This is a genomic window from Amycolatopsis sp. WAC 01376 (assembly GCF_003947415.1).
GTDB lineage: Bacteria > Actinomycetota > Actinomycetes > Mycobacteriales > Pseudonocardiaceae > Amycolatopsis.
This window is the reverse complement of sequence record NZ_QHKL01000001.1, coordinates 1,705,483-1,725,641: the sequence shown is the minus strand read 5'-3', so window position 1 is coordinate 1,725,641 and position 20,159 is coordinate 1,705,483. Positions and strand designations below refer to the sequence as shown.

Below are 20,159 nucleotides of genomic sequence, written 5' to 3'. Positions count from 1 at the left end.
GAGGCCACTAAGAATCCGCTAAGGATCACTCACGGACTTTCGCCGAGGTCCGTGAGTTCCGCACGGACGAGTCCGGCGAGTTTCGGATTGGCGTCCGAGAGGATTTTCAGCGCGAGCGCGAATTGCTCGCGGGCACCGTCCACATCCGACCCGGCCCGCAGCACCCGGCCCAGTGTCAGCCGCAGCACGCCTTCCTGGAGGACGAACCGCCTGCTGATCGTCAGGTCCACGGCCTCCCAGACGTACCGTTCGGCGGCGGCGAGTTCGCCGATCCGCATGCTCAATTCGGCGAGGTTGTTCAGCGAGACGACGACGTAGCTTTCGTCGCCGAGAGTCCGGTCGATCTCCAGCGAGGCGACCTGATGCCCGATCGCCTCGATGAATCGTCCCGCTCGTTTTTCCGCCTCGGCGCAGTTGTTGAGCGCCTGCCCGCGCAGTTCGAGATCGCCGGTCCGATCGGTCTCCTCGACCGCCTGCCGCAACGTCCTGATGGCCTCGTCGTACCGTCCCAGCAAGGTCAGCGCGGAGCCGAGGTGGATGTTCGCGGAGACCGTCAGCCGGTTGTCGCCGATCGCGGTCGCGAGTTCCAGCGCGCGTTCGGCGTCGGCGAGACATCCTTGCGGCAGTTCGAAAGTGAGCGCGATGGCGCAGCGGGAGATCAGCATCCAGCACTGGCCGAGGACGTCACGGGACCGCTCGGCGGCCTCCAGCCCGATCTCGATCAGCCGCCGCCACTCGTCCAGCAGCGGATACACCGCGCGATAGGTGTGCGCGACCCTGGCCAGCCGCCAGACGTCGTCGTGACGGCCGCCGGCGCGGGCGGCTTCGAGGACCTCCAGGAGGTTCTCCCATTCCGCGGTGAACCAGTCCTGCGCGTCGGTGAAGGAGGTGATCGGCGGCGTCTGCGCGTCGCTCAGCGCGCCGGTGAAGTCGAGCGGGTCGACGATCCGCAGCATCTTGCGCCGGGCGCGGTCGGCGACGGCCTGATAGAACCGCACCGATCGCGTCAGGACGTCTTCCCGGTCGGCATCGTCGAGTTCGTTCTCCGCCAGCTCGCGCAGGAACAGGCGGACGAGGTCGTGCGGGACGAAGGAGTCGCGGCCGGTTTCGGCGAGCAGGTTGTGCGCGGCGAGCACCCGCAGATGCCGTCGCGCCTCGGCGACGGTGATCCCGCCGATCGCGGCCGTCAGATGCGAACCGGCCGAAACGCACTGGACGACGCCGAGCCGCAGGAACGTGTTCGCGACCTCGGGCGGCAGCCCCCGGAACGAAACGTCGAACGCCGCGCGGACCCCGTCGTCCGGGCCCTCGACGTCGAGGGCGGCCAGCCTGGTGCGTTCGTTGCCGAGTTCGTCGACCAGATCCTGCGCGGACCACTGCGCGCTGGCGGCGAGCCGGGCTCCCGCGATCCGCAGCGCGAGCGGGAGATAACCGCAAAGCCGGGCGAGCGCGTGGTTGAGGTCGAATCCGGCGGGACCGGCGAGCTCCTCGATCAGCCGGACGGCGTCACCGGGCGCGAGCGTGCCGAGCACGCGCAGTTTGGCGGCATTGGACACGGCGAGCCCGTCGAGCCGGGAACGGCTGGTCACCAGCGTCATCGACCGCGAACCGGGCGGCAGCAGCGGCCGGACCTGCTCGGCGGTGCGGGCGTTGTCGAGGATCACCAGCATCCGGCGGCCGGCGATCATCGACCGGTAGAGCGCGATGCGTTCGTGGACCTGCTCGGGCACCCCCTCGGCGGGGACACCCAGCCCGAGCAGGAACTGGATGAGCAGATCGGCGGGTTCCAGCGGCGGATGATGCGGATCGAAACCCCGCAGCGAGGCGAAGAGGATGCCGTCGGGGAAGCGCCGGGCGGCGCGATGCGCCCACCACACCACCAAGCTGCTCTTGCCGATCCCGGCGGTCCCGGTGACGACGCCGACCGCCGTCTCGCCCGCTTCGGCCCGCTCGGCGAGCTCGTCGAGCCACGCCAGATCGGCCTCGCGCCCGGCGAGGTTCGGCACGGCGGGCGGCAGCTGCTGGACGGGCGCCGACTCGGCCTTCGGCTCCGCGACGACCTTGACCGGCAGGTCGTCATTGAGGACCCGTTCGTGCAGCCAGCGCAGCTCCGCGCCGGGTTCGACGCCGAGCGTGCGCAAGGTCGCCCGCGACACCGTGCGGTAGAGCTCGAGCGCGTCGCCGCGGCGCCCGGCGTGGTAGAGCGCGCGCATCAGCTGACCGGCCGTGCGTTCGGCGAGCGGATTCGCGCGGACCAGCGGGCTGAGCTCGACGATCAGTTCCGCGTGCCTGCCGAGTTCGAGATCCGCGTCGACCCTGGCACCGTGGACGGCGAGCCGCAGATCCTCCAGCTCGGGGGCGCGAACCGAGCCCGGAACCCCGGCCAGCGTCGGCCCCTGCCACAGCGCGAGGGCCTCGGCGAGCAGTTCGGACGCGTTCTCCGGATCTTCGGCCGAAGCCCGCTCCAGCAGCGACCGGGCACGGTGGACGTCGATCCGGCCGGGTTCGACGGTGAGCTGGTAACCGGGCGGGGCGGTGAGGATCCGGGCGCCGTGCGGATGGTCGCCCTGGATGTCGCGGAGCACGCGCCGCAGATGCGAGACATTGCCGTGGACGATCGTGCGGGCCGTGGCGGGCGGATCGTGCCCCCAGAGCGCGTCGATGATCTCGTCGAGCCCGACCACCTTGTTGACCTTCAGCGCCAGCAACGCGAGCAGACCGCGGACGCCGGGACCGCCGACGGGGACCGGGCGATCGCCGTCGAGAAGCCGTACGGGACCGAGGAGCTGGAAACGGGCAGGGGAACCGTTTTCGCCCATGACAAGCCCCCTCCTCCGATCTCTCCCCTTACCGGAGTAGCCAACCTACCGCGCGAAGACGCCGCCAACCAGAAAAGCCTCGTGCGACGCACCAGGTCGTGAGGTTGTCCTTACCTACCTTGAGCTGCCCTCGCCGCTTCGCCGATACGGACAAACACGCCCAAACGGGCGGATTGCGTCCACTGTGGACTTCGCTGCGGGCTACGGCCGAGGGTGGCTGCGCGCCCAATGTGGCATTGGGGACGCTGAGCGTCCCCAATGCCACATTGGGCGCGTCGAATGAGGGGCGACCGCCATGGACACTTAGAACACGGCCGACCCTGACCCGAATCGCCACTCACGAGACGCGAAGATGAGCGGGCGGCTCCTTCAGTGCTTCCAACGGCCCGGCGTCGAACTCCTATGTCGCGAAGGGCCCCTTTGAGACCTTCAACGTCTCAAAGGGGCCCTTCACGACATCCCCACGACCGCGACCTGGCATCAACCGCAGCCTCAACCACGTAGGTACCTAAGACACCCTTGGCTCTAACGTTCATTGCCACTCACGACCCTCTCGAGAACAGCACATTCAGCCATCAATCAGACATTTCACCGCTCGAAAGTGTCCCTTATGGACACTCAGGCCTTCATGCACTTCCGGCACCGGGAAATAAGGGGCCGGCGCCCCGGAAATGAAAAGGCTCCGTGCCATCAGTCCCGATCTGATGGCACGGAGCCGGGGGATGTCCGATTTGGGCCGCCTGGGGGCGCGACCCACACCGGACATCGGCGTCCACGTCCGTCCGGGTGGGCTCACCCCGAGCGAAGAACCCGTTCGGTCGTCGACAACACCTACGTGAGCGAGCCCACTGGCCCGCTCACGTGGCGACAACGTAACAGGGCGCACACCGACGGCTACAGGCGCCCCGTCATGGCCTTCGCGACCTGCGGTTTCGTCAGCGCGACAGCGGGGTCGAGTCGCGGCCGGCGATGAACGCCGGACGCGGTTCGATCGCGGCGAACGGCTCCCGCAGCGCGTTTTCGACGCTGTTGAACACGAGGAAGATGTTCGACCGCGGGTACGGCGTGATGTTGTTCGACGAACCGTGCATCACGTTCGAATCGAACCAGAGCGCCGAACCGGCCTGTCCGGTGAATTGGTCGATCCCGTATTCGGCGGCGAGTTTGGTGATGTCCTCTTCACGCGGGACACCGACCCGCTGCTCTTTCAGCGAACTCTTGTAGTTGTCCTCCGGGGTTTCCCCGGCGCACTGCACGAAGGTCCGCTGCGAACCCGGCATCACCATCAGCCCGCCGTTGAACGGGTAGTTGTCGGTGAGCGCGATGGAGCAGCTGACCGCGCGCGGCGCGGGCATGCCGTCTTCGGCGTGCCAGGTCTCGAAATCCGAGTGCCAGTAGAACCCGGTGCCTTTGAAGCCGGGCATGTAGTTCACGCGGCTCTGGTGGATGTAGACCTCGGAGCCGAGGATCTGCCGGGCCCGGTCGAGGACGCGCGGGTCGCGGACGAGTTCCGCGATCAGCTCGCTGGTCTCGTGGACGTCGAAGATGGAGCGGACCTCACCGGTCTTGGCCTCGGTGATGACGCGCTCGTCGCCGCTGTGGTCGCCGGAGGACATCCGGACGAGTTCCTGCCAGTACGTCTGGACCTCGCCAGGCGACAGCAACTGGTCGACGACGGTGTAACCACGCGTTTCGTGGTTGGCGAGGGTGGCCGCGTCCAGGGGACCGTCGGCCTCGCTGCCCCAGACGGTGGGGTGCGCCCTGGGCAGGTGTTCGGGCTTACCCGTGATGCGGGTCGGGTAACTGTCGTCGACTCGGGTGTCGGTCAGCGTCAATGCAGTCGCCTCCTCGAGCGATTTCTAGGGTTCGGTGACGAGCGGGTACACGCCGTTTTCGTCGTGGACCTCGCGGCCGGTGATGGGCGGGTTGAACACGCAGACGCACTTGATCTCGGTCTTGGGCCGGACCTGGTGCTTGTCGTGGTCGTTGAGCAGGTACAACGTGCCCGGCTTCAGCTGGAAGACCTCGCCGGTCGCGGTGTTCTCCAGCTCGCCTTCACCGGAGGTGATGAACACCGCTTCGATGTGGTTCGCGTACCAGAAGTCGTTGACCGTCCCGGCGTACAGCGTGGTCTCGTGCACCGAGAAGCCGACGCCCTCCTTGGCCAGCACGATGCGCTTGCTGCGCCAGTTCGGGGTCTTGATGTCGGCGTCGGTGTCGGTGACCTCGTCGAGTGTTCTGACAAGCAACGGAAAACTCCTTCTCGTTCCTGGTTGGGGACGGTCAGTTCAGGTCAGTCGAGGACCGTGGCGACGGCCTCGTCGATGATCGAAAGGCCCTTCGTGAGCTCTTCGTCGGTCAGCGTGAGCGGCGGGAGCACCTTCATGACCTCGCCGTCGGGGCCGGAGGTCTCCATCAGCAGCCCGCGCTCGAAGGCGGCGGCGCAGACCTTGCCCGCGAGGTCGCCATTGGCGAACTCGATGCCCCGGGCGAGGCCGCGGCCCTTCGCGTACAGGTTCGCGTCCGGGTATGCCTCGACGATGCCCTGGAAGGCGGCGGCGATGCGCTCACCCTTGGCCTTGGTCGACTTCTCCAGCTCGTCGTCGCTCCAGTAGACGCGCAGCGCCTCGGTCGCGGTGACGAACGCCGGGCTGATGCCGCGGAAGGTGCCGTTGTGCTCACCCGGCTCCCAGACGTCGAGGTCCGGGCGGATCAGCGTCAGCGCCATCGGGATGCCGTAGCCGCCGATGGACTTCGACAGGCAGACGATGTCGGGTTTGATGCCCGCGTCCTCGAAGCTGAAGAACGGGCCGGTGCGGCCGCAGCCCATCTGGACGTCGTCGAGGATCAGCAGGATGCCGTGCTTCTTGCACAGGTCGTCCAGCGCCTTGAGCCACTCGACGCGCGCGGCGTTGATGCCGCCCTCGCCCTGCACGCCTTCGACGATGACGGCGGCGGGCTCGTTCAGGCCGCTGCCCGAGTCTTCGAGCAGCTTCTCGAAGTAGAGGAAGTCCGGGATGGAGCCGTCGAAGTAGTTGTCGTACGGCATCGGGGTGGCGTGCACCAGCGGGACACCCGCGCCGCCGCGCTTCATCGAGTTGCCGGTCACCGAGAGGGCGCCCAGCGTCATCCCGTGGAAGGCGTTGGTGAAGTTGATGACCGATTCCTTGCCGGTCACCTTGCGGGCGAGCTTCAGCGCGGCCTCGACCGCGTTCGCGCCACCGGGGCCGGGGAAGACGACCTTGTAGTCGAGCTCGCGCGGCTGAAGGATCTTCTCCTTGAACGTCTGGAGGAAGTCCCGCTTGGCCACGGTGAACATGTCGAGCGCGTGCGTCACGCCGTCACGGGCGATGTAGTCGATCAGCGCCCGCTTCAGCGCGGGGTTGTTGTGCCCGTAGTTGAGCGCGCCGGCGCCGGCGAAGAAGTCGAGATAGGCCTTGCCGTCCTCGTCGTACAGGTAGCTCCCCTGCGCCCTGTCGAACACCACGGGCCAGCCGCGGCTGTAACTGCGTACTTCGGATTCGAGTTCCTCGAAAATACTCATCACGTTTTCTTTCTCCCTGAGATCCCCGGATTTACGTTCTAGTTACTGCCGAGCGGACCGATTCGGTACAGGTCCTCCTGCTCGTGCGTTCCTTCCTCGGCCGGGAAATCCGTCGCGGAGAACAGATCCTGGCGTTCCACGGTGGCATCCCACCGCTTGGCGAACGAGGCGAACAACCGGATCGAAGCCTCGTTGTCCGGGGTGATCGTCGTTTCGAGGTAGCGCACGCCCTGGGCGGTCAGGCGGCTGAACAGCTCGTCGAGCAGAGCTCCGGCCAGGCCTTTTCCTCGCTGGGACGCGTCGACCGCGACCTGCCAGACGAACCCGGTGTCCTGCTTCCGATACCCGATCACGAAGCCGACCGGGGTGCCGTCGACTTTCGCGACGACCGAGGTGTCGGCGAAATCGTGGCACCACAGCAAATAGGCGTAAGGCGTGTTGAGATCGAGCTTCTTCGAATCGCGGGCGATTCTCCAGAGCGCGGCACCGTCCGCCTTGGTCGGATTTTCGATCAAGTGCTTTCCGGACATGTCCAAGAAACGTACCGGAGGATTCGGGCGCGGTCAGATCAGCGCGGCGGCGGCAACGCGGCTACCTGCAACAACCCTGAAACACACGTGACAAAGGTAACGGTAACGTTTGAAGCGCAGCACTTGTGGGTAAGGCCGCTTCGGTGCGGTCTCACTGCATGTGACGATACCAACCGTTACCACTTCGTCGCAGGGTCAGGGCGCGATTCGGGCCCCTGTTGCCGCAAGAAGAGGGCTATTTGCGGCGTGCACGCCCCCGGAAGACGGAACCGATCGGCGTCCATACGGCGGGTAGCACGAGCAGGAGGCAGACGACCAGCCACCAGACCGGCGCCTCGCCGCGCCGCCAGCCCGCGACGACGTCGCCGAGCCGGCCGAACAGCGGCTCGCGGACGGGTGGCAGGAAGGCGGCGAACAGCAACGCGGCCCCCACCAGCACGCCGAGCACCGTGAGCACCATCCGCCACGTCTTGCGCAACGTCATCAGGCTGACCACCAGGAACACGATGGCGCCCGCGGCCACCGGCACGCCGACCCACTGCAGGACGGGACCGCCCTGCCCGCCGATGACGAACCCGGCCAGCACGGTGATCATCGCGGCGAGCACGTTCCACGAGGACGGCAGGGTGGCCGCGCCGCGCGTGATCCACCAGGCGCTGCGGCCGGCCGCCTTGGCGAAGGTCGCGGCGGGCTGGACCGACTTCGGCACCCGTGTCGCCCCCGCGGCCGCGTTGAGCCCGGCGGCACCGGCCTTGACCAGCGTCTTCGTCAGCAACATCGTCCCGCGTTCGTGTTCGAACCGTTCGCCGGACACCTGGCACGCCTGGAACGCGCGCTGGGTCTGCTCGTCGGTTTCCGGCTCGTTCTCGATCAGGCGCCGGAACCGTTCCGACGGTTTCCCGTTCCCCTTGGCCGTCTTCACGTCGTGTCCACAGTGGAGTCCGACGCAGGGCAGCTCCTCGCGCGCGATCTCCAGCTGCCGGACCCTGGCGAGCACCATCGCCGTCACCGGCATGCTGATCGGCAGGGCGGCTTCGGTTTCCACGTCGGCGAGCTCACCGTCGAGACCGAGGAAAGCCAGCTCCTCGGCCAATTGCCCGCGCAGAGCGTCCGCTTCCTCTTGCGACAGACCGTCTTCGGTCCCCGGTTGCCGCCAGCCGATCTTCGCGAAGGTGTCCCGCACCTGCGTCCGGAACGCCTCCCGCCCGACGACGTCACGCAGCAGCCGCAGGCGCTTCGGGTCGAGCAGGCACTGGACCAGCCAGCCGGCGCCGTCGACCCGGCCCCACATCCAGTCGTTCGCACGCCAGGAAGCCTTGTAGAAAGCGCCGAAGTAGTCGGCCTGCATACCGGTGAGCTTGTCCCACGAACGGCTTCGCTTCATGTCCAGCAGCGTCCGCGAATCCGCGCTCACCTGGACGAGATCCACCCGCTGGTCGACCGACGGCGGTTGCGCGAGCAGCCCCCTGGTCGCGATGTGCAGGCGCACCAGCCGGGAGGTGACGATCGAGTCACCGGCGCTCGTGTCGTCCGAGGTGAGCCCCGTCCACGCCAGTAGCGTGCTGACCGTGTCGGCGGCTTCGGTGTCGGGTTTCGCCTGTGCCAACGGCAAAAGGATCGGCGTCGCCTGCCGGAGCGCGGCGACCACGAGCGGCCACGCCTCCTTCAGCGTGTCGGCGCGGCCGAGCGCGGCCCATTCCTTGGCGAGACCCTCGATCCAGGCCGCCAGTGTGGCGCCGGCCGCCGGCGGATCCTGTTCGGCGACCCAGCCCGCCAGCCGCTTCCCCCGCGCCGCCTTGTGCCGCGCCTCGTGCAGCAGCACGCGGCAACGGTTGAGCTGGACCGCGTGCTCGGGTGACGGATCGAGCCGGAAGCCCGCGTTCACCAGTTGCAGGCCGGTGGCCACCGAATCGTCGAGCGCGGTGGTGCGGAAGGCGACCAGATCGTCGAGTTCGCAGGTGTCCTTCGGCGGCTCGGTGGGCAGGCCGTCGCGCAGCCCCGCCGCCGCGGCCGCGCGCAGCTGCGCCGCCGTCCCGGACGCCCACTGACGGCCCTGATCCTCCACATCGGACAGTGAGAGCCTGCGGGTCGCGTCGCGGACCAGCGCGGTGGCGTCCTCCTGCACCCGCCGATCGCGGTAGTCGTTCATCAGCCGCTGGTCGACCAGCGTCTCCGGGCCGCCGCGAACCCCCATCGAGGCAAGGGAAACCCGGGTCCCCCTGGTACGGACGACGGCGTCGTTGTGCCGCGTCAGGTCTTCGAGTTCGGCGCTGATCGTCTGGCTCAGCACGGTGCCGACGACCTTGCTCATCGCGCTGCCCAGCAACGGCGGCCGCTCCGGATCGACCGGGACCCGCTCCGCCTCGCGTTCCGCCGTCGGCACCACGTACAGCAGCAGCCGCCGGACGTCCGAATGCGACTGCCGTTCGAAGATCTCCCGCAGCGCCGGGCGCAACGGCTTGTTCAGCAGCACCCCGCCGTCGGTCAGCCAATGTGACCGCGTGACGTCGGTGTACCTGGTCATGTCCGGATGCAACGGCCCGGTCTTCTCACCGATCGGCATCCGGGAAAGTTCGAAGGCGCCGGGGAACGACGCGGTGGACCGGGCCGCGAGCGCGAGCGGGCCGACCACGTCGTCTGTCCACAAAGGACCATCGAAGCGGAACAGGAGGCGATGTTCGGTGTCCCGCACCAGGTTGCCGAGCGCGTCGTCGAACCTGGTCGTCTCGCCGTCGATCATCGTGCCGGTGAGCAGGACGGTGATGTCCGGGCAGTCGGGTTTCACCGTCGCCTTGTCGGTGATCCGGTGCAGCGCGTCCTTCAAGTCACCGAGCAGCACCTTGTCGCCGTCGAGCAGCGAACGCGGTTCCTTCTCGCCGGGATCGCGGATCAGGTTGTCGAGCGAGCCCGTGCTGATCCACGTGTCACGCAGCACCTGCGGGCTCGACCGGAACGCCTCGGCCAGCCCGAGACACGCCGCGTTGATGCCGCCCGCGCTCGTGCCGGTGAGCACGTCGAGCGAGACGGTGGCGTTGAGCAGATCGAGCAGGGCGCGGTACGGCCCTTCGGCTTCCGGCGATCTCGACGCCTGGAGCAGATGCGAGGTCTCGGTGGCGACCCCGCCCATCCAGACCGCGAGGCTCGCCCCGCCCACCATGGTCATCGCCAGCCGGATCTCCTGCGGCCACGGACTCCCCGCGTCGGCCATGTGCGCCCTCCCCAAGGCTTTGTGCACCGAGCACCTTAGACCGGACGGGCGAACCGGTGTACCACCGTTAGGGCCGGAATTCGTGCGCCCGTAAGGGCGGTTTCACGCCCCCGCAATCAGGTGCGCGGTCGCCGCGCCTGGATACGCCCAGGACCGCATTTCGCCCCGGAGCTCGATGTCCCCAATGCGGCATTGGGGGCGCTGAGCGTCTCCAATGCCGCATTGGGGGCATCAGGGCGTTCGAGTCCCTTCGGAAGGTGTGAAGGCCCCCTTTCCTCGGCTCAGCCGAGGAAAGGGGGCCTTCACACGCAGCCGCTGTGACCGCTGGTGCCCGCGAACGCGAACGTCAGGCGGCGAAGTGCTCCAGCAGCAGGACCTGCGCCTCACCGACGGCGAAGCCCAGGGCGGCGCCGGTCGCGATCAGGATCCATTCGTCCTGCTGGAAGGCAGGCCGCAGCAGTCCCTCGAACTCGCGCGGCGACAGCTCCTTCATCTTGGTCACCAGCACGTTCCGGATGTCCATCGCTTCGTTCGCGTAGTCCTCGATGTACCGCATGGTCTCCGGCAGCTTGTCCATGATCTTCTCGGCGATGTTCAGCTTCATGTCCTGATACCGCCTGCTGCCGACGGCGAACACCACCAGCGGTTTCCCGACGCCGACGCGGCGGCCGAGCTGTTCGTCGAGCTGGCGCTGGATCAGGCCGAGCACCCGGTCCGACAGCGGGCCGCGCAGCACCGCCTCGATCACGTTGTGCGGGGTGATGATCTCCTTCGCGATCAGCGCGCCGTACGCCTCCGCGACCTCGCCGCGCCGCTTCAGGAACAGGCCCTGCCAGCGCACGCCGAAGTACCGGCGTTCCTCGATCGGGTAGAAGATCATCCGCAGTGCCAGCCAGTCGGTGAACCAGCCGGTGAAGAGCCCGAACAGCGGCATGATCAGCGGGAATTTGAACAGGATCCACGCGATCATCTGGATCACGCCGATCAGCCCGCCGAAGAAGATGCCGGAGCGGGCGATGAACTTGAACTCCTTGTCGCCCGCCTCCTGGAAGATCCGGTTCAGCAGTCGTTTGTCCTTGACCAGTGCGGTGACCACCATGCCCTTGAGGTCGAACACACTGTCCACATCGGACTTGATGAGCTCCAGTACGGCCGCGACCATGCGCGGCGACTCGGCCTGGACACGCTGGATCACCAGCCGCTGCATGCCGACCGGCAGCGATTCCCACAGCCCCGGCTGGTAGTGGGCCGCGACGTCGCGCACGATGTCCTCGACGGCCGCCTGGAGCGGTTTTTCGATCTCCTTGGCGATTCTCTGCGGATCGAGCTTGGCGACGACCTCCGCCGGTTTGATCAGCTGCTCGGTCATCGTGTCGCAGGCGATGCTCGCCATCCGCGCGGCGCGTTTGGGCACGATGCCCTGCCAGCCGAGGAAAGGCTTGATCCCGACGAACTCGACCGGCTGGAACATCATCCGGATCGCGACGAGTTTGGTGGTGTAGCCGATCAGGGCGGCCACGATCGGGATGGAGACGTAGAGCGGCCAGTGCCGCCCGAAGTCGGCGAGGATCCCGTCGAGGAACGCACCCATGCCGAGGTCAGCCGGCGCTCGGGTCGCAGGCCTGCCAGAACTGGGCGCCGAGCCGGGAGATATGGACCGTGCGTTTGACGAACTTGACCCGTTTCACCGACTTCTCCGCCTCGCGGACGGTCTCGTCGGTCAACAGGATCTCGTACTGCGTCTCGAGCGCGGGCACCTCTTCGTCCAGCTCGACGAGGCCGAGCCCGATCAGCCTGGTGAGGTAGCCGGGCACCTGGTCGGGCAGCGACACCCCGGCGGCCTTGCCGACGGTGGAGGCGTTGCGCAGCACGAACCGCCCGGCTCCACCGAGGTTGGTCCGCTCGGCGACGTCGACGGCGGGGAACGGCGAGCCGTCGGAAAGCGCGGAAAGGATGCGGGCCTCGTCCGGCGTGAGCTGCCGAAGGATGATCGCGTAGAGGTACTCGCGGGCCCGCTCGCGGCCGAAGCCGATGGAGTGGTTGAGCAGTTCGGCCATCGCCGCGCGGAGCGGTTCGAGCTGGGCGCGGCTGTGCACGAGGGTGATGGTCGCTTCGACCGGGCGCGCACCGTCGGCGGCCGGCCGGTTCATCGCGGACGCGGCGGTGAGCGCGGCGTGGTACGGGTCGTCGACCTCGTCGAGACGGCGGCGCAGCTCCGAAAGCAGCTGCCGCTCGCCCTGTTTGATGACCTGCTCCGCGATTTCGACGCCGGGGAGTTTGCGGGTGAACTCGAAGCCCGTGCGGGCGGCCCAGCCCGCCAGCTGCCCCGCGCGTTTGGCGAAAGCGGCCAGGTCGTCACCGGCGGGTCGTTCGTTGCTCACGGGCACTCCCCTCACGTTCGCGCTGATGCTACCTGCGAGTAGGCCGAATGGCCGAAATTGTGATCGACGAGGGTGTTTTGATGAAGACATGAGCTTCACGCGCTGGGGTCCGCCGATCGACGTCCTCCCGCTGTTCGCGCGCGAGGAGCAGGCTCTGCTCGACGTGCTCACCGGATTGGACGCGGAGAAGTGGGCCGCGCCGACGGTGTGCACGGGCTGGAGGGTGCACGATCTCGCCGCCCACATCCTGGGCGACAAACTCGGCAGGCTGTCCCGCGACCGCGACGACTACCGGGCGACGGCGCCGCGTGAGGGTGAACGGTTCGAGGACTTCATCGACCGGATCAACGACGAATGGGTGGTCGCGTGCCGACGGCTGTCCCCCGAAGTGCTGTTCGCGATGCTGGTGGACAGCACCTCGCAGATCGCCGAGATGTGGGGCCGCGCCGACCTCGACGCCGTCGGCGATCCGGTGAGCTGGGCGGGGGACGAACCGGCGCCGGTCTGGCTCGACGTCGCACGGGAGTACACCGAGTTCTGGGTGCACCAGCAGCAGATCCGCGAGGCCGTCGGCGCGCGGACGCTCGACGAGACGGAGTTCCGCGGCCCGGTGATCGACACCTTCATGCGGGCGCTGCCGCACACGCTGCGTGACGTCGACGCGCGCGTCGGCAGGCAGGTCGGCTACACCGTGACCGGTCAGGGCGGCGGGAAGTGGACGGCCGAGCGGACCGCCGGCGGCTGGGCGCTCGACCGCGTCGCGCCGACGTCGCGCTCGCCGCTGGCCTCGGTGACGACGGACGCGGACACCTTCTGGCGGCTCTGCACCCGGAACCCGGCGGACCGCGACCGGGTCACCGCCAAGGGCGACGAAAACGTTTGCGCCATCCTGCTGGGGATGACGTCGATCATCACATCGAGTAACGGCTCACCTTCTCCGGCCGGATGACGAGCCGGACGAGATCCAGGCTCTGGATCCCGGCGAGTTCGCCGGAGTGGGCCGGGTCTTCGAGGTCCCAGTAGCGCTCGGCGAGGCGAGCGGCCAGCTCGTGCGCCCCGTCGGGCTCCACCGTGACGCGGCCGGCGACCGACACCCAGCGCTCACGTTCGCCCACCGGCGCGGCCACGATGATCGAGGCGCGGGAATCGTCGTCCAGCCGCCGGACCTTGGGCGAGTCACTCGGGGTGAACAGCTGGATCGCGCCTTCGCCGGTGGCCTCGAACCACACCGGCCGGACCGGGCCGCCCGCCACGGCCAGGAACCCGTGCAGGGGGCGGCGGAGGAATTCGAGGTCGTCAGTGGTCAGCATGGCCTCGATTCAACCCGGCCGACTTGGACGTGCCCATAGGTGAAAGGCCGGATCGCCTGTGTATTCGTCTAGCCTCGCCGGGGTGGACGTCTTCAGTGACCTGATCCGCGGTGTGCGGTCCCACGGTTCGTTGTTCGGCAGTTCGACCCTGTCCCCGCCCTGGTCGCTGCACTTCGTGGACGGTGCGCCGCTCACCCTGTGCGCCGTGCTCACCGGGGCGGGCTGGATCGTGCCGGAGGACGGTCCGCCCGAGCCGCTGCGCGCGGGCGAGTCGGCCATCGTGCGTGGCCCTTCGACCTTCACCTTCGTCGACGAGGTCGGCACTTCGGCCGAGCCGATCGCGTGCGGCGAGCACTGCGCGACGCCCGAGCAGGGCGGGACGCGGCACCGTCTCGGCTGGGTCGACGATCCCGGCGGGGAGACGTCGCTGATCGTCGGCGCGTATCCGGTGCGCGGCGAGATCGGCCGACCGCTGCTCGACGCGCTGCCCGTCGTGCTGCGGGTGGATTCCGGAGGCGCGGGCGACCCCGTGCTGGAGCATCTCGCCGCCGAGGTCGCCATCGACGCGCCGGGTCAGCAGGTGGTCCTCGACCGGTTGCTGGACTGGTTGCTGGTCTGCTCACTGCGCGAATGGTTCGACCGGCCCGATGGACGGCCCCCGGCTTGGTGGGCCGCGCAGCGGGATCCCGTGGTCGGCGACGCGTTACGGCTGCTGCACGCGGAACCGGCCGCGCCGTGGACGGTCGGCGCGCTGGCCGGGCGGACCGGGGTCTCGCGGTCGACGCTGGCGAAGCGGTTCGCCGACCTGGTCGGGGAACCGCCGCTGACCTATCTCACCCGCTGGCGGATGACGCTCGCGGCGGATCTCCTGGCCGGTCCGGGATCCGCGACCATCTCCGACATCGCCCGCACCGTGGGCTACTCCGATCCGTTCGGGTTCAGCGCGGCGTTCAAACGCGTGCGCGGCGTCAACCCGAGCGACTTCCGGCGCGCTGCCCTTCAACGCAGCTGATGCCGGGACTTCTTGGCCTGCTTGCGCAATTGCAGGATCCGGGCGCCGCCGACGAGCGCGACCAGCGCCCCGCCGGCGATCACGGAGAACAGCATCGCGACCGCCAGCGGCATGCTGCCGGACATGCCGAGGAAGTGGACGTTGGCCGTGTCCTGGTTCTGCAGGATGAACACGAGCAGGAACACCAGCACGATCAGCGCCACGATGACGGCGATCCAGGTACCGCTGACCCTGGTCCGTTTGAGTTTCGGGGCGGCGTCGAACTTACCGCTGTGGCGTCCGCCGCCAGCGGTGTCGGACGGGTTGACCGGAACCTCGGCGGCACCCTCCTGCGGCTGCGTCATGCAGGACAGTGTCCGCCGAAACGGGCTTGATCGCGCTCTCAAGCGTCCGAACGGGTGACCTCGTCCGCCGCGCGCAGCACGCGCAAGGTGTTCTTCCCGGCCAGTTTCGCGCAGTCCTCTTCGCTCCAGCCGCGTTCCAGCAGCGCGGCGAACAGCACCGGGTACTTCGAAACGTCTTCGAGGCCTTCGGGCAGCGTCGCGACTCCGTCGTAGTCGCCGCCGAGTCCGATGTGGTCGACTCCGGCCACTTCGCGCGCGTGCTCGATGTGCGCGACGACGTCGTCGATGCCCGCCTTCGGCTTCTCGGGCCCGCCTCGCTCCGCGGTGAACTTCGTGCGCTGGTCGATGTTCCGGTAGTCCTTGCCCGCGGCTTCCATGTCCTGGCGCAGCCGGTCGTCCCACTCGGCGACCTTCGGCGAGATGAAGCCCGGCACGAACGTCACCATCGCGACGCCGTCCTTGGCGGCCAGGGTTTCCAGGACGTCGTCGGGGATGTTGCGGGGATGGTCGTTGACCGCGACGCACGAGGAGTGGCTGAAGATCACCGGCGCGGAACTGACCTCCAGCGCGGCGCGCATCGTGCTCGGCGCGACATGCGAGAGGTCGACCAGCATGCCGATCTTGTTCATCTCGCGGACCACGTCACGGCCGAACTCGGTGAGCCCGCCGTGCGCCGGTTCGTCGGTGCCGGAATCGGCCCAGGTGGTGTTGTAGTTGTGCGTCAGCGTCATGTAGCGGACGCCGAGGCGGCGCAGGATCCTCAGCACGCCAAGGGATTCCGCGATGCTGTGGCCGCCCTCGGCGCCGAGCAGCGACGCGATCTTGCCGTCGCGGAAGGCGGCTTCGGCCTGGTCCGCGGTGTCCACGAGGGCGAGGCGATCGGGGTACCGCTCGGCCATCTGGTGCACGATCTCGATCTGTTCGAGCACCGCCGTCACCGCGCTGTGCCCCTCGAACTGGCAAGGCACGTAGACGGACCAGAACTGCATCCCGAGCCTGCCTTCGGCGAGCTTCGGGAAGTCGGTGTGCAGATGCGGCTGACGGACCGTGAGATCCGTGCCCGCGACGGCCGCGACCGGATCGGGCCCGGTCGTGACCCGCAGCTCCCATGGCAGATCGTTGTGCCCGTCCGCGAGGAGCACCCTTTCGAGCAGGGCCTGGGCGCGGACGAGGTCCCCGTTAGTCATCCGACGATGTTACGTACCCGTGCTTTGCTCTCCCCCGCCCCCGTTGAGCCACCCCGCGGCCGCTACCAAACCGTTGCCGGTGACCTGGTGCCCGCCGGGATGGCGGTGGGCGACGACGTCCGCGGAGCGCTCGCGCAGGTCGCGGACCAGCGCGTCCGCCGAAGCCAGCGGCGCCATCGGATCGCGCTCGCCGTTCGACAGGAACACCCGCGTGTCGGATAGGTCGTGACGTGGCGGCGAAGGGAGCGGAGACATCGCCGCGAACAGCGCGGCTTCCCGGACGGCGTCCGGACGGAGCAGGGTCACCGCGGCGGCGATGTTGGCGCCGTTGGAGAACCCGATCGCGACCAGCCGCCGATCGCCGAGGCCGTACTCCTCGCGCGAGGCGAGCACGAAGTCGGCCAGCTGGTTGGCGCGGAAGACGACGTCCTCGTGGTCGAAAACGCCCTCCGCCAGCCTGCGGAACCACCGGGCCGCACCGTGTTCCGACACCGGCCCGGCCGGCGCGAGCAGCGCCGTCGCCAGCCTCAGCTGCCGGGCGATCGGCACGAGGTCGTCCGGCCCGCCGCCGGTGCCGTGCAGGAGCAGCAGCACCGGCTCGTCGGGCGCCCCTTCGACGTACTTGTGCGCCAAGTCCGTCATCGCGGGTTGTTCTCGCTCGGGAGGTCGAGCTTCGGCAGCATCGCCTCGATGTCTTCGCGCTTGGGCTCCAGCCACGGCGGCAGTTTCAGCGCGCGGCCGAGTTCGAGCAGCGGCTCGTCGATCGCGAAACCGGGTTCGTCGGTCGCGACTTCGAGCAGGGTGCCGCCTGGTTCGCGGAAGTAGATCGAGCGGAAGTACTGACGGTCCAAAATGGACGTCACGTTCACGCCGTCGTCGATCAGCTCGTCGCGCCAGGCCGCCTGGGTCTGCTCGTCCGGCGCGCGCCAGGCGACGTGGTGCACGGTGCCCGCCGCCACCAGCCCGCGCGGGGCATCCGGCGTGACGAGGACGTCAACGAGCGCGCCGGGGCCGCCTTCGCCGGCGGAGAACCGCAGGCGGTTGCCCTCCTGGTGTTCGAAGGTCAGGCCGAGCCCGTCGGTCAGCATCCCGGCGGTCGCGTCCTCTTTGGACACGGAAAGCGTGACGGAGTGCAGGCCGCGGATCGCGTGTTCGGCGGGCACGAGCTTCGTGTCCCACGGGTCACGCGGGTCGCCCTGCGGATGCGCGACGAGCGCGAGCTTCAGGCCGTCCGGGTCAGCGAAGGTGAGCGTCTCTTCGCCGTCGGAGTTGCGGATCTGGCTGGTCTCGACACGGCTTTCGGCGAGGTGCTGCTTCCACCAGCCGAGCGACGCTTCCGGCACGGAGAACGACGTCGTGGTCGCCTGGCCCGTGCCGTGACGGCCCTTCGGCGCGTCCCTCCACGGGAAGAACGTCATCAGCGAGCCGGGCTTGCCCGCGCCGTCGCCGTAGTAAAGGTGAAAGGTGCCGGGGTCATCGAAGTTGACCGTGGTCTTCACCAGCCGCAGGCCGAGGGCCCGGGTGTAGAAATCCACGTTGCGCTGGGGATCGCCACCGATGGCGGTGACGTGGTGCAGGCCCGAGGTCTTGATCGACATGATGGCCCCTTCCTCCGGTAGCCGGTGAAATCAAGCTAACCCGATAACCTCTCGCGCGCAAGATATATTCCGGAAAGACTTCTTGGTGTACCCTCGCTCGCGTGACAGTGGTGAAATCGGAGGAACCGAACGACGACGAAGTGGTCACGTGGTGGGGCCTGGTGATCGAGGGCTACCTGGCCACGCAGAACAAGCTGATGGGCGAGATCGCCGAACGGTTCGGCCTGGCGCCGGCGTCGTTCGACATCCTGCTGCGGCTCGTCCGGTCACCCGAGCACCGGATGCCGATGACGCGGCTGGCCGTCGAGGCGGCGCTGTCCAGCGGCGGGTTCACCAAGGTCGCGGACAGGCTGGTGGCCGCGGACCTGATCTGCCGCGTGCCCAGCCCGGACGACCGCCGCGTCACCTTCGCGGTCCTCACCGACCACGGCCTCGACGTCGCGGAGAAGGCGCGGGAGGCGTGCGCGGAAATCCTGCGGCGCATTGTCCTGACCCCGTTGGGCGACGACGCGCACGACCTGGCCGAGGCCATGCGAACCCTGCGCACCGTCAACGGCGCCTGACACCTGCCGCATTTCGTCCTCTGAATGCGGTAGTGGGCGAGCTCGGGATCAGCCGGGCAGGGGTGAGGTGGGGTCGGGTTGGTAGGCCCGGACCTCGTCCATGTCCCGCACCAGTTCCCGGATGACGTTGCGCCGGATCTTCCCGGTCGCCGTCTTGGGCAGTTCGCCCAGCTCGACGACGCTGCGCGGCCGTTTGAACGAAGCGAGCCCGGCCCGGCAGAACTCGATCAGCTCGTCCGCGTCCAGCCGGTGCCCCGGCACGCCGACCACGCACGCGACCGGTTTCTCGATGCCGTCGGCGTCGAAGGCGGCCACGACCGCGACCTCGGCGACCGCCGGATGTTTCAGCAGCCTGTCCTCGACCTCGGCGGGCGACACCCAGATCCCGCCCGGTTTCAGCATGTCGTTGAACCGCCCGAGACAGGTGTAACCGCCGTCGGCGTCGCGCACGAAACTGTCGCCCGTGCGCAGCCATTCGCCCTGGAAGACCTGCTTCGTCGTCTCGTAGCGCGCCCAGTACCCGGTCGCGATCGACGGCCCGGCGACGAACAGTTCGCCGGGCTCCCCGTCCGGCACGGGCCGGCCGTACTCGTCGCGCAGCGCGATCTCGTAGCCGGGCACGGGAATCCCGGTGCTGCCAGGGCGGACCTGACGCGGCCGGTTGGACAGGAAGATGTGCAACGCCTCCGTCGAGCCGATGCCGTCGAGGATTTCGACGCCGAACCGGTCACGGAATCGTTCGTACAGCACGGCGGGCAACGGTTCCCCCGCCGAAACCGCTTGGCGCACCGAGGAGAACGTGTCGTCGGGGATGTCGCTGGCGAGCAGCGCGGCGTAGAAGGTCGGGACGGCGAAGAACAACGTCGGCCGCTCCTTGCGGGCCCTGGCGGCGATCAGCCCCGGGGTCGGCCTCGCCGGTTCGAGCAGCGCCGTCCCGCCGGCCGCGAGCGGGAAGAACGCCGAATTCCCCAGGCCGTAGGCGAAGAACAGCTTCGGGACGGAAAGGAAGCGGTCGTTCGGCCCGATGTCCAGCACGCCGCGCGCGTACGTCTCGCAGACCGCGCGGATACCCGCATGCCGGTGCATCGCGCCCTTCGGCTTGCCCGTCGTGCCCGAGGTGTACAGCCAGAGCGCGGGCGAGTCCTCCCAGGTCGGAGACGGCAGGAAACCGGCATCGTCCACTGTGGACAGATCGGTCCACTGATGCGCGCGGACCCCGGACGGCAGTTCGGCCGCCTTCGCCCTGTCCAGCACGACGTCGGTGACCTCCGGCGCCAGCCCCAGCGCGATCGTCGCCTGCGCGGTGAACTCGCCGGAAACGCACAGGACCCTTGCCCGCGAATCGGCGAGCATCTTGCCGAGGTCGAGCCCGGTGACCATGGTGGACACCGGCACCGCGACCGCTCCGGCCAGCATCGCGCCGAGGATCCCGGTGAGCAGCTCGACGTCGTCGACCATGCAGAACAGGACCCGCTCCTCCGGGCGGACGCCGATCGCCTTCAGCCCGGCGGCGACCCGGCGGGTTTCGGCCGCGAGCTCCGCGTACGTGAGACTTCGCCGCGGGGAAACGACCGCTTGCTTGGCCGGTGTCCCTTCCGCCAGATGCCGGTCGAGCAGGTAGCTCACCGCGTTGAACCCGGTAGCAGCAGCGGTCACGGGCACA

General features: G+C 68.6%; 17 protein-coding genes. 3 read left to right on the top strand and 14 right to left on the bottom strand.

The genetic code is table 11. From position 1 onward, the window contains the following. Positions 1-29 precede the first annotated feature (29 nt). The 8 genes from DMH03_RS08290 to DMH03_RS08255 form a co-directional block, all read right to left on the bottom strand. Entirely contained in the window at positions 30-2,819 is a 2,790-nt protein-coding gene (locus tag DMH03_RS08290; protein WP_125791317.1) for a BTAD domain-containing putative transcriptional regulator, read from the bottom strand. Between the two features lie 935 nt (positions 2,820-3,754). Beyond that, complete coding sequence (thpD, locus tag DMH03_RS08285; RefSeq protein ID WP_125791316.1) at positions 3,755-4,654, bottom strand: ectoine hydroxylase; 900 nt, start codon at positions 4,652-4,654, stop codon at positions 3,755-3,757. A 24-nt stretch (positions 4,655-4,678) separates the two neighbouring features. Next, positions 4,679-5,068 carry an ectoine synthase gene (locus DMH03_RS08280; protein WP_007033454.1) on the bottom strand — a complete coding sequence of 130 codons (390 nt, stop codon included), beginning with the start codon at positions 5,066-5,068 and terminating at the stop codon, positions 4,679-4,681. Between the two features lie 44 nt (positions 5,069-5,112). Continuing rightward, positions 5,113-6,363 carry a diaminobutyrate--2-oxoglutarate transaminase gene (gene ectB, locus DMH03_RS08275; RefSeq protein ID WP_125791315.1) on the bottom strand — a complete coding sequence of 417 codons (1,251 nt, stop codon included), beginning with the start codon at positions 6,361-6,363 and terminating at the stop codon, positions 5,113-5,115. 38 nt (positions 6,364-6,401) lie between these two features. Then, positions 6,402-6,893: a diaminobutyrate acetyltransferase gene (gene ectA / locus DMH03_RS08270; RefSeq protein WP_125791314.1), complete on the bottom strand. Its 492-nt coding sequence runs from the start codon at positions 6,891-6,893 to the stop codon at positions 6,402-6,404. A 235-nt stretch (positions 6,894-7,128) separates the two neighbouring features. Beyond that, positions 7,129-10,101: a patatin-like protein gene (locus DMH03_RS08265; RefSeq protein WP_125791313.1), complete on the bottom strand. Its 2,973-nt coding sequence runs from the start codon at positions 10,099-10,101 to the stop codon at positions 7,129-7,131. Between the two features lie 346 nt (positions 10,102-10,447). Then, positions 10,448-11,692: a DUF445 domain-containing protein gene (locus DMH03_RS08260; protein ID WP_125791312.1), complete on the bottom strand. Its 1,245-nt coding sequence runs from the start codon at positions 11,690-11,692 to the stop codon at positions 10,448-10,450. Positions 11,693-11,699: 7 nt separating this feature from the next. Beyond that, positions 11,700-12,482 (bottom strand): Abi-alpha family protein, encoded by a 783-nt coding sequence (locus tag DMH03_RS08255; protein ID WP_125782217.1) that lies wholly within the window; start codon positions 12,480-12,482, stop codon positions 11,700-11,702. Positions 12,483-12,570: 88 nt separating this feature from the next. Here DMH03_RS08255 and DMH03_RS08250 point away from each other — a divergent pair, with 88 nt between their 5' ends. After that, the gene (locus DMH03_RS08250) at positions 12,571-13,431 is read left to right on the top strand and encodes a maleylpyruvate isomerase family mycothiol-dependent enzyme (RefSeq protein ID WP_125791311.1); all 861 of its coding nucleotides are present in this window, start codon (positions 12,571-12,573) and stop codon (positions 13,429-13,431) included. On the opposite strand, the gene DMH03_RS08245 is transcribed toward DMH03_RS08250, so the two are convergent. Further along, positions 13,394-13,792, bottom strand: a complete 399-nt coding sequence (locus tag DMH03_RS08245; protein ID WP_125791310.1) for a pyridoxamine 5'-phosphate oxidase family protein — start codon at positions 13,790-13,792, stop codon at positions 13,394-13,396. The genes DMH03_RS08250 and DMH03_RS08245 overlap by 38 nt on opposite strands. Positions 13,793-13,874: 82 nt before the next feature. On the opposite strand from DMH03_RS08245, the gene DMH03_RS08240 reads away from it, so the two are divergent. Further along, a complete protein-coding gene (locus tag DMH03_RS08240; protein ID WP_125791309.1) occupies positions 13,875-14,804 on the top strand; it encodes an AraC family transcriptional regulator in 930 nt (309 codons plus the stop codon). On the opposite strand, the gene DMH03_RS08235 is transcribed toward DMH03_RS08240, so the two are convergent. From DMH03_RS08235 to DMH03_RS08220, 4 genes are read right to left on the bottom strand one after another with little or no spacing between them, the layout of a single operon-like run. Further along, positions 14,792-15,148 (bottom strand): lipopolysaccharide assembly LapA domain-containing protein, encoded by a 357-nt coding sequence (locus DMH03_RS08235; RefSeq protein ID WP_125791308.1) that lies wholly within the window; start codon positions 15,146-15,148, stop codon positions 14,792-14,794. The genes DMH03_RS08240 and DMH03_RS08235 overlap by 13 nt on opposite strands. 38 nt (positions 15,149-15,186) lie before the next feature. After that, complete coding sequence (locus DMH03_RS08230) at positions 15,187-16,335, bottom strand: dipeptidase (protein WP_125791307.1); 1,149 nt, start codon at positions 16,333-16,335, stop codon at positions 15,187-15,189. 9 nt (positions 16,336-16,344) lie between these two features. Then, positions 16,345-16,977 (bottom strand): alpha/beta hydrolase, encoded by a 633-nt coding sequence (locus DMH03_RS08225; RefSeq protein WP_125791306.1) that lies wholly within the window; start codon positions 16,975-16,977, stop codon positions 16,345-16,347. Next, complete coding sequence (locus tag DMH03_RS08220) at positions 16,974-17,933, bottom strand: ring-cleaving dioxygenase (RefSeq protein WP_125791305.1); 960 nt, start codon at positions 17,931-17,933, stop codon at positions 16,974-16,976. The genes DMH03_RS08225 and DMH03_RS08220 overlap by 4 nt, the downstream gene beginning before the upstream one ends. Positions 17,934-18,034: 101 nt before the next feature. Between DMH03_RS08220 and DMH03_RS08215 the strand changes: the two genes are divergently transcribed. Then, positions 18,035-18,496, top strand: coding sequence for a MarR family winged helix-turn-helix transcriptional regulator (locus tag DMH03_RS08215; protein WP_199748717.1), 462 nt, complete (start codon positions 18,035-18,037; stop codon positions 18,494-18,496). Positions 18,497-18,544: 48 nt separating this feature from the next. Here DMH03_RS08215 and DMH03_RS08210 read toward each other — a convergent pair whose 3' ends face one another. Beyond that, positions 18,545-20,152, bottom strand: coding sequence for a benzoate-CoA ligase family protein (locus DMH03_RS08210; protein WP_125791304.1), 1,608 nt, complete (start codon positions 20,150-20,152; stop codon positions 18,545-18,547). Between the last annotated feature and the right edge of the window lie 7 nt (positions 20,153-20,159).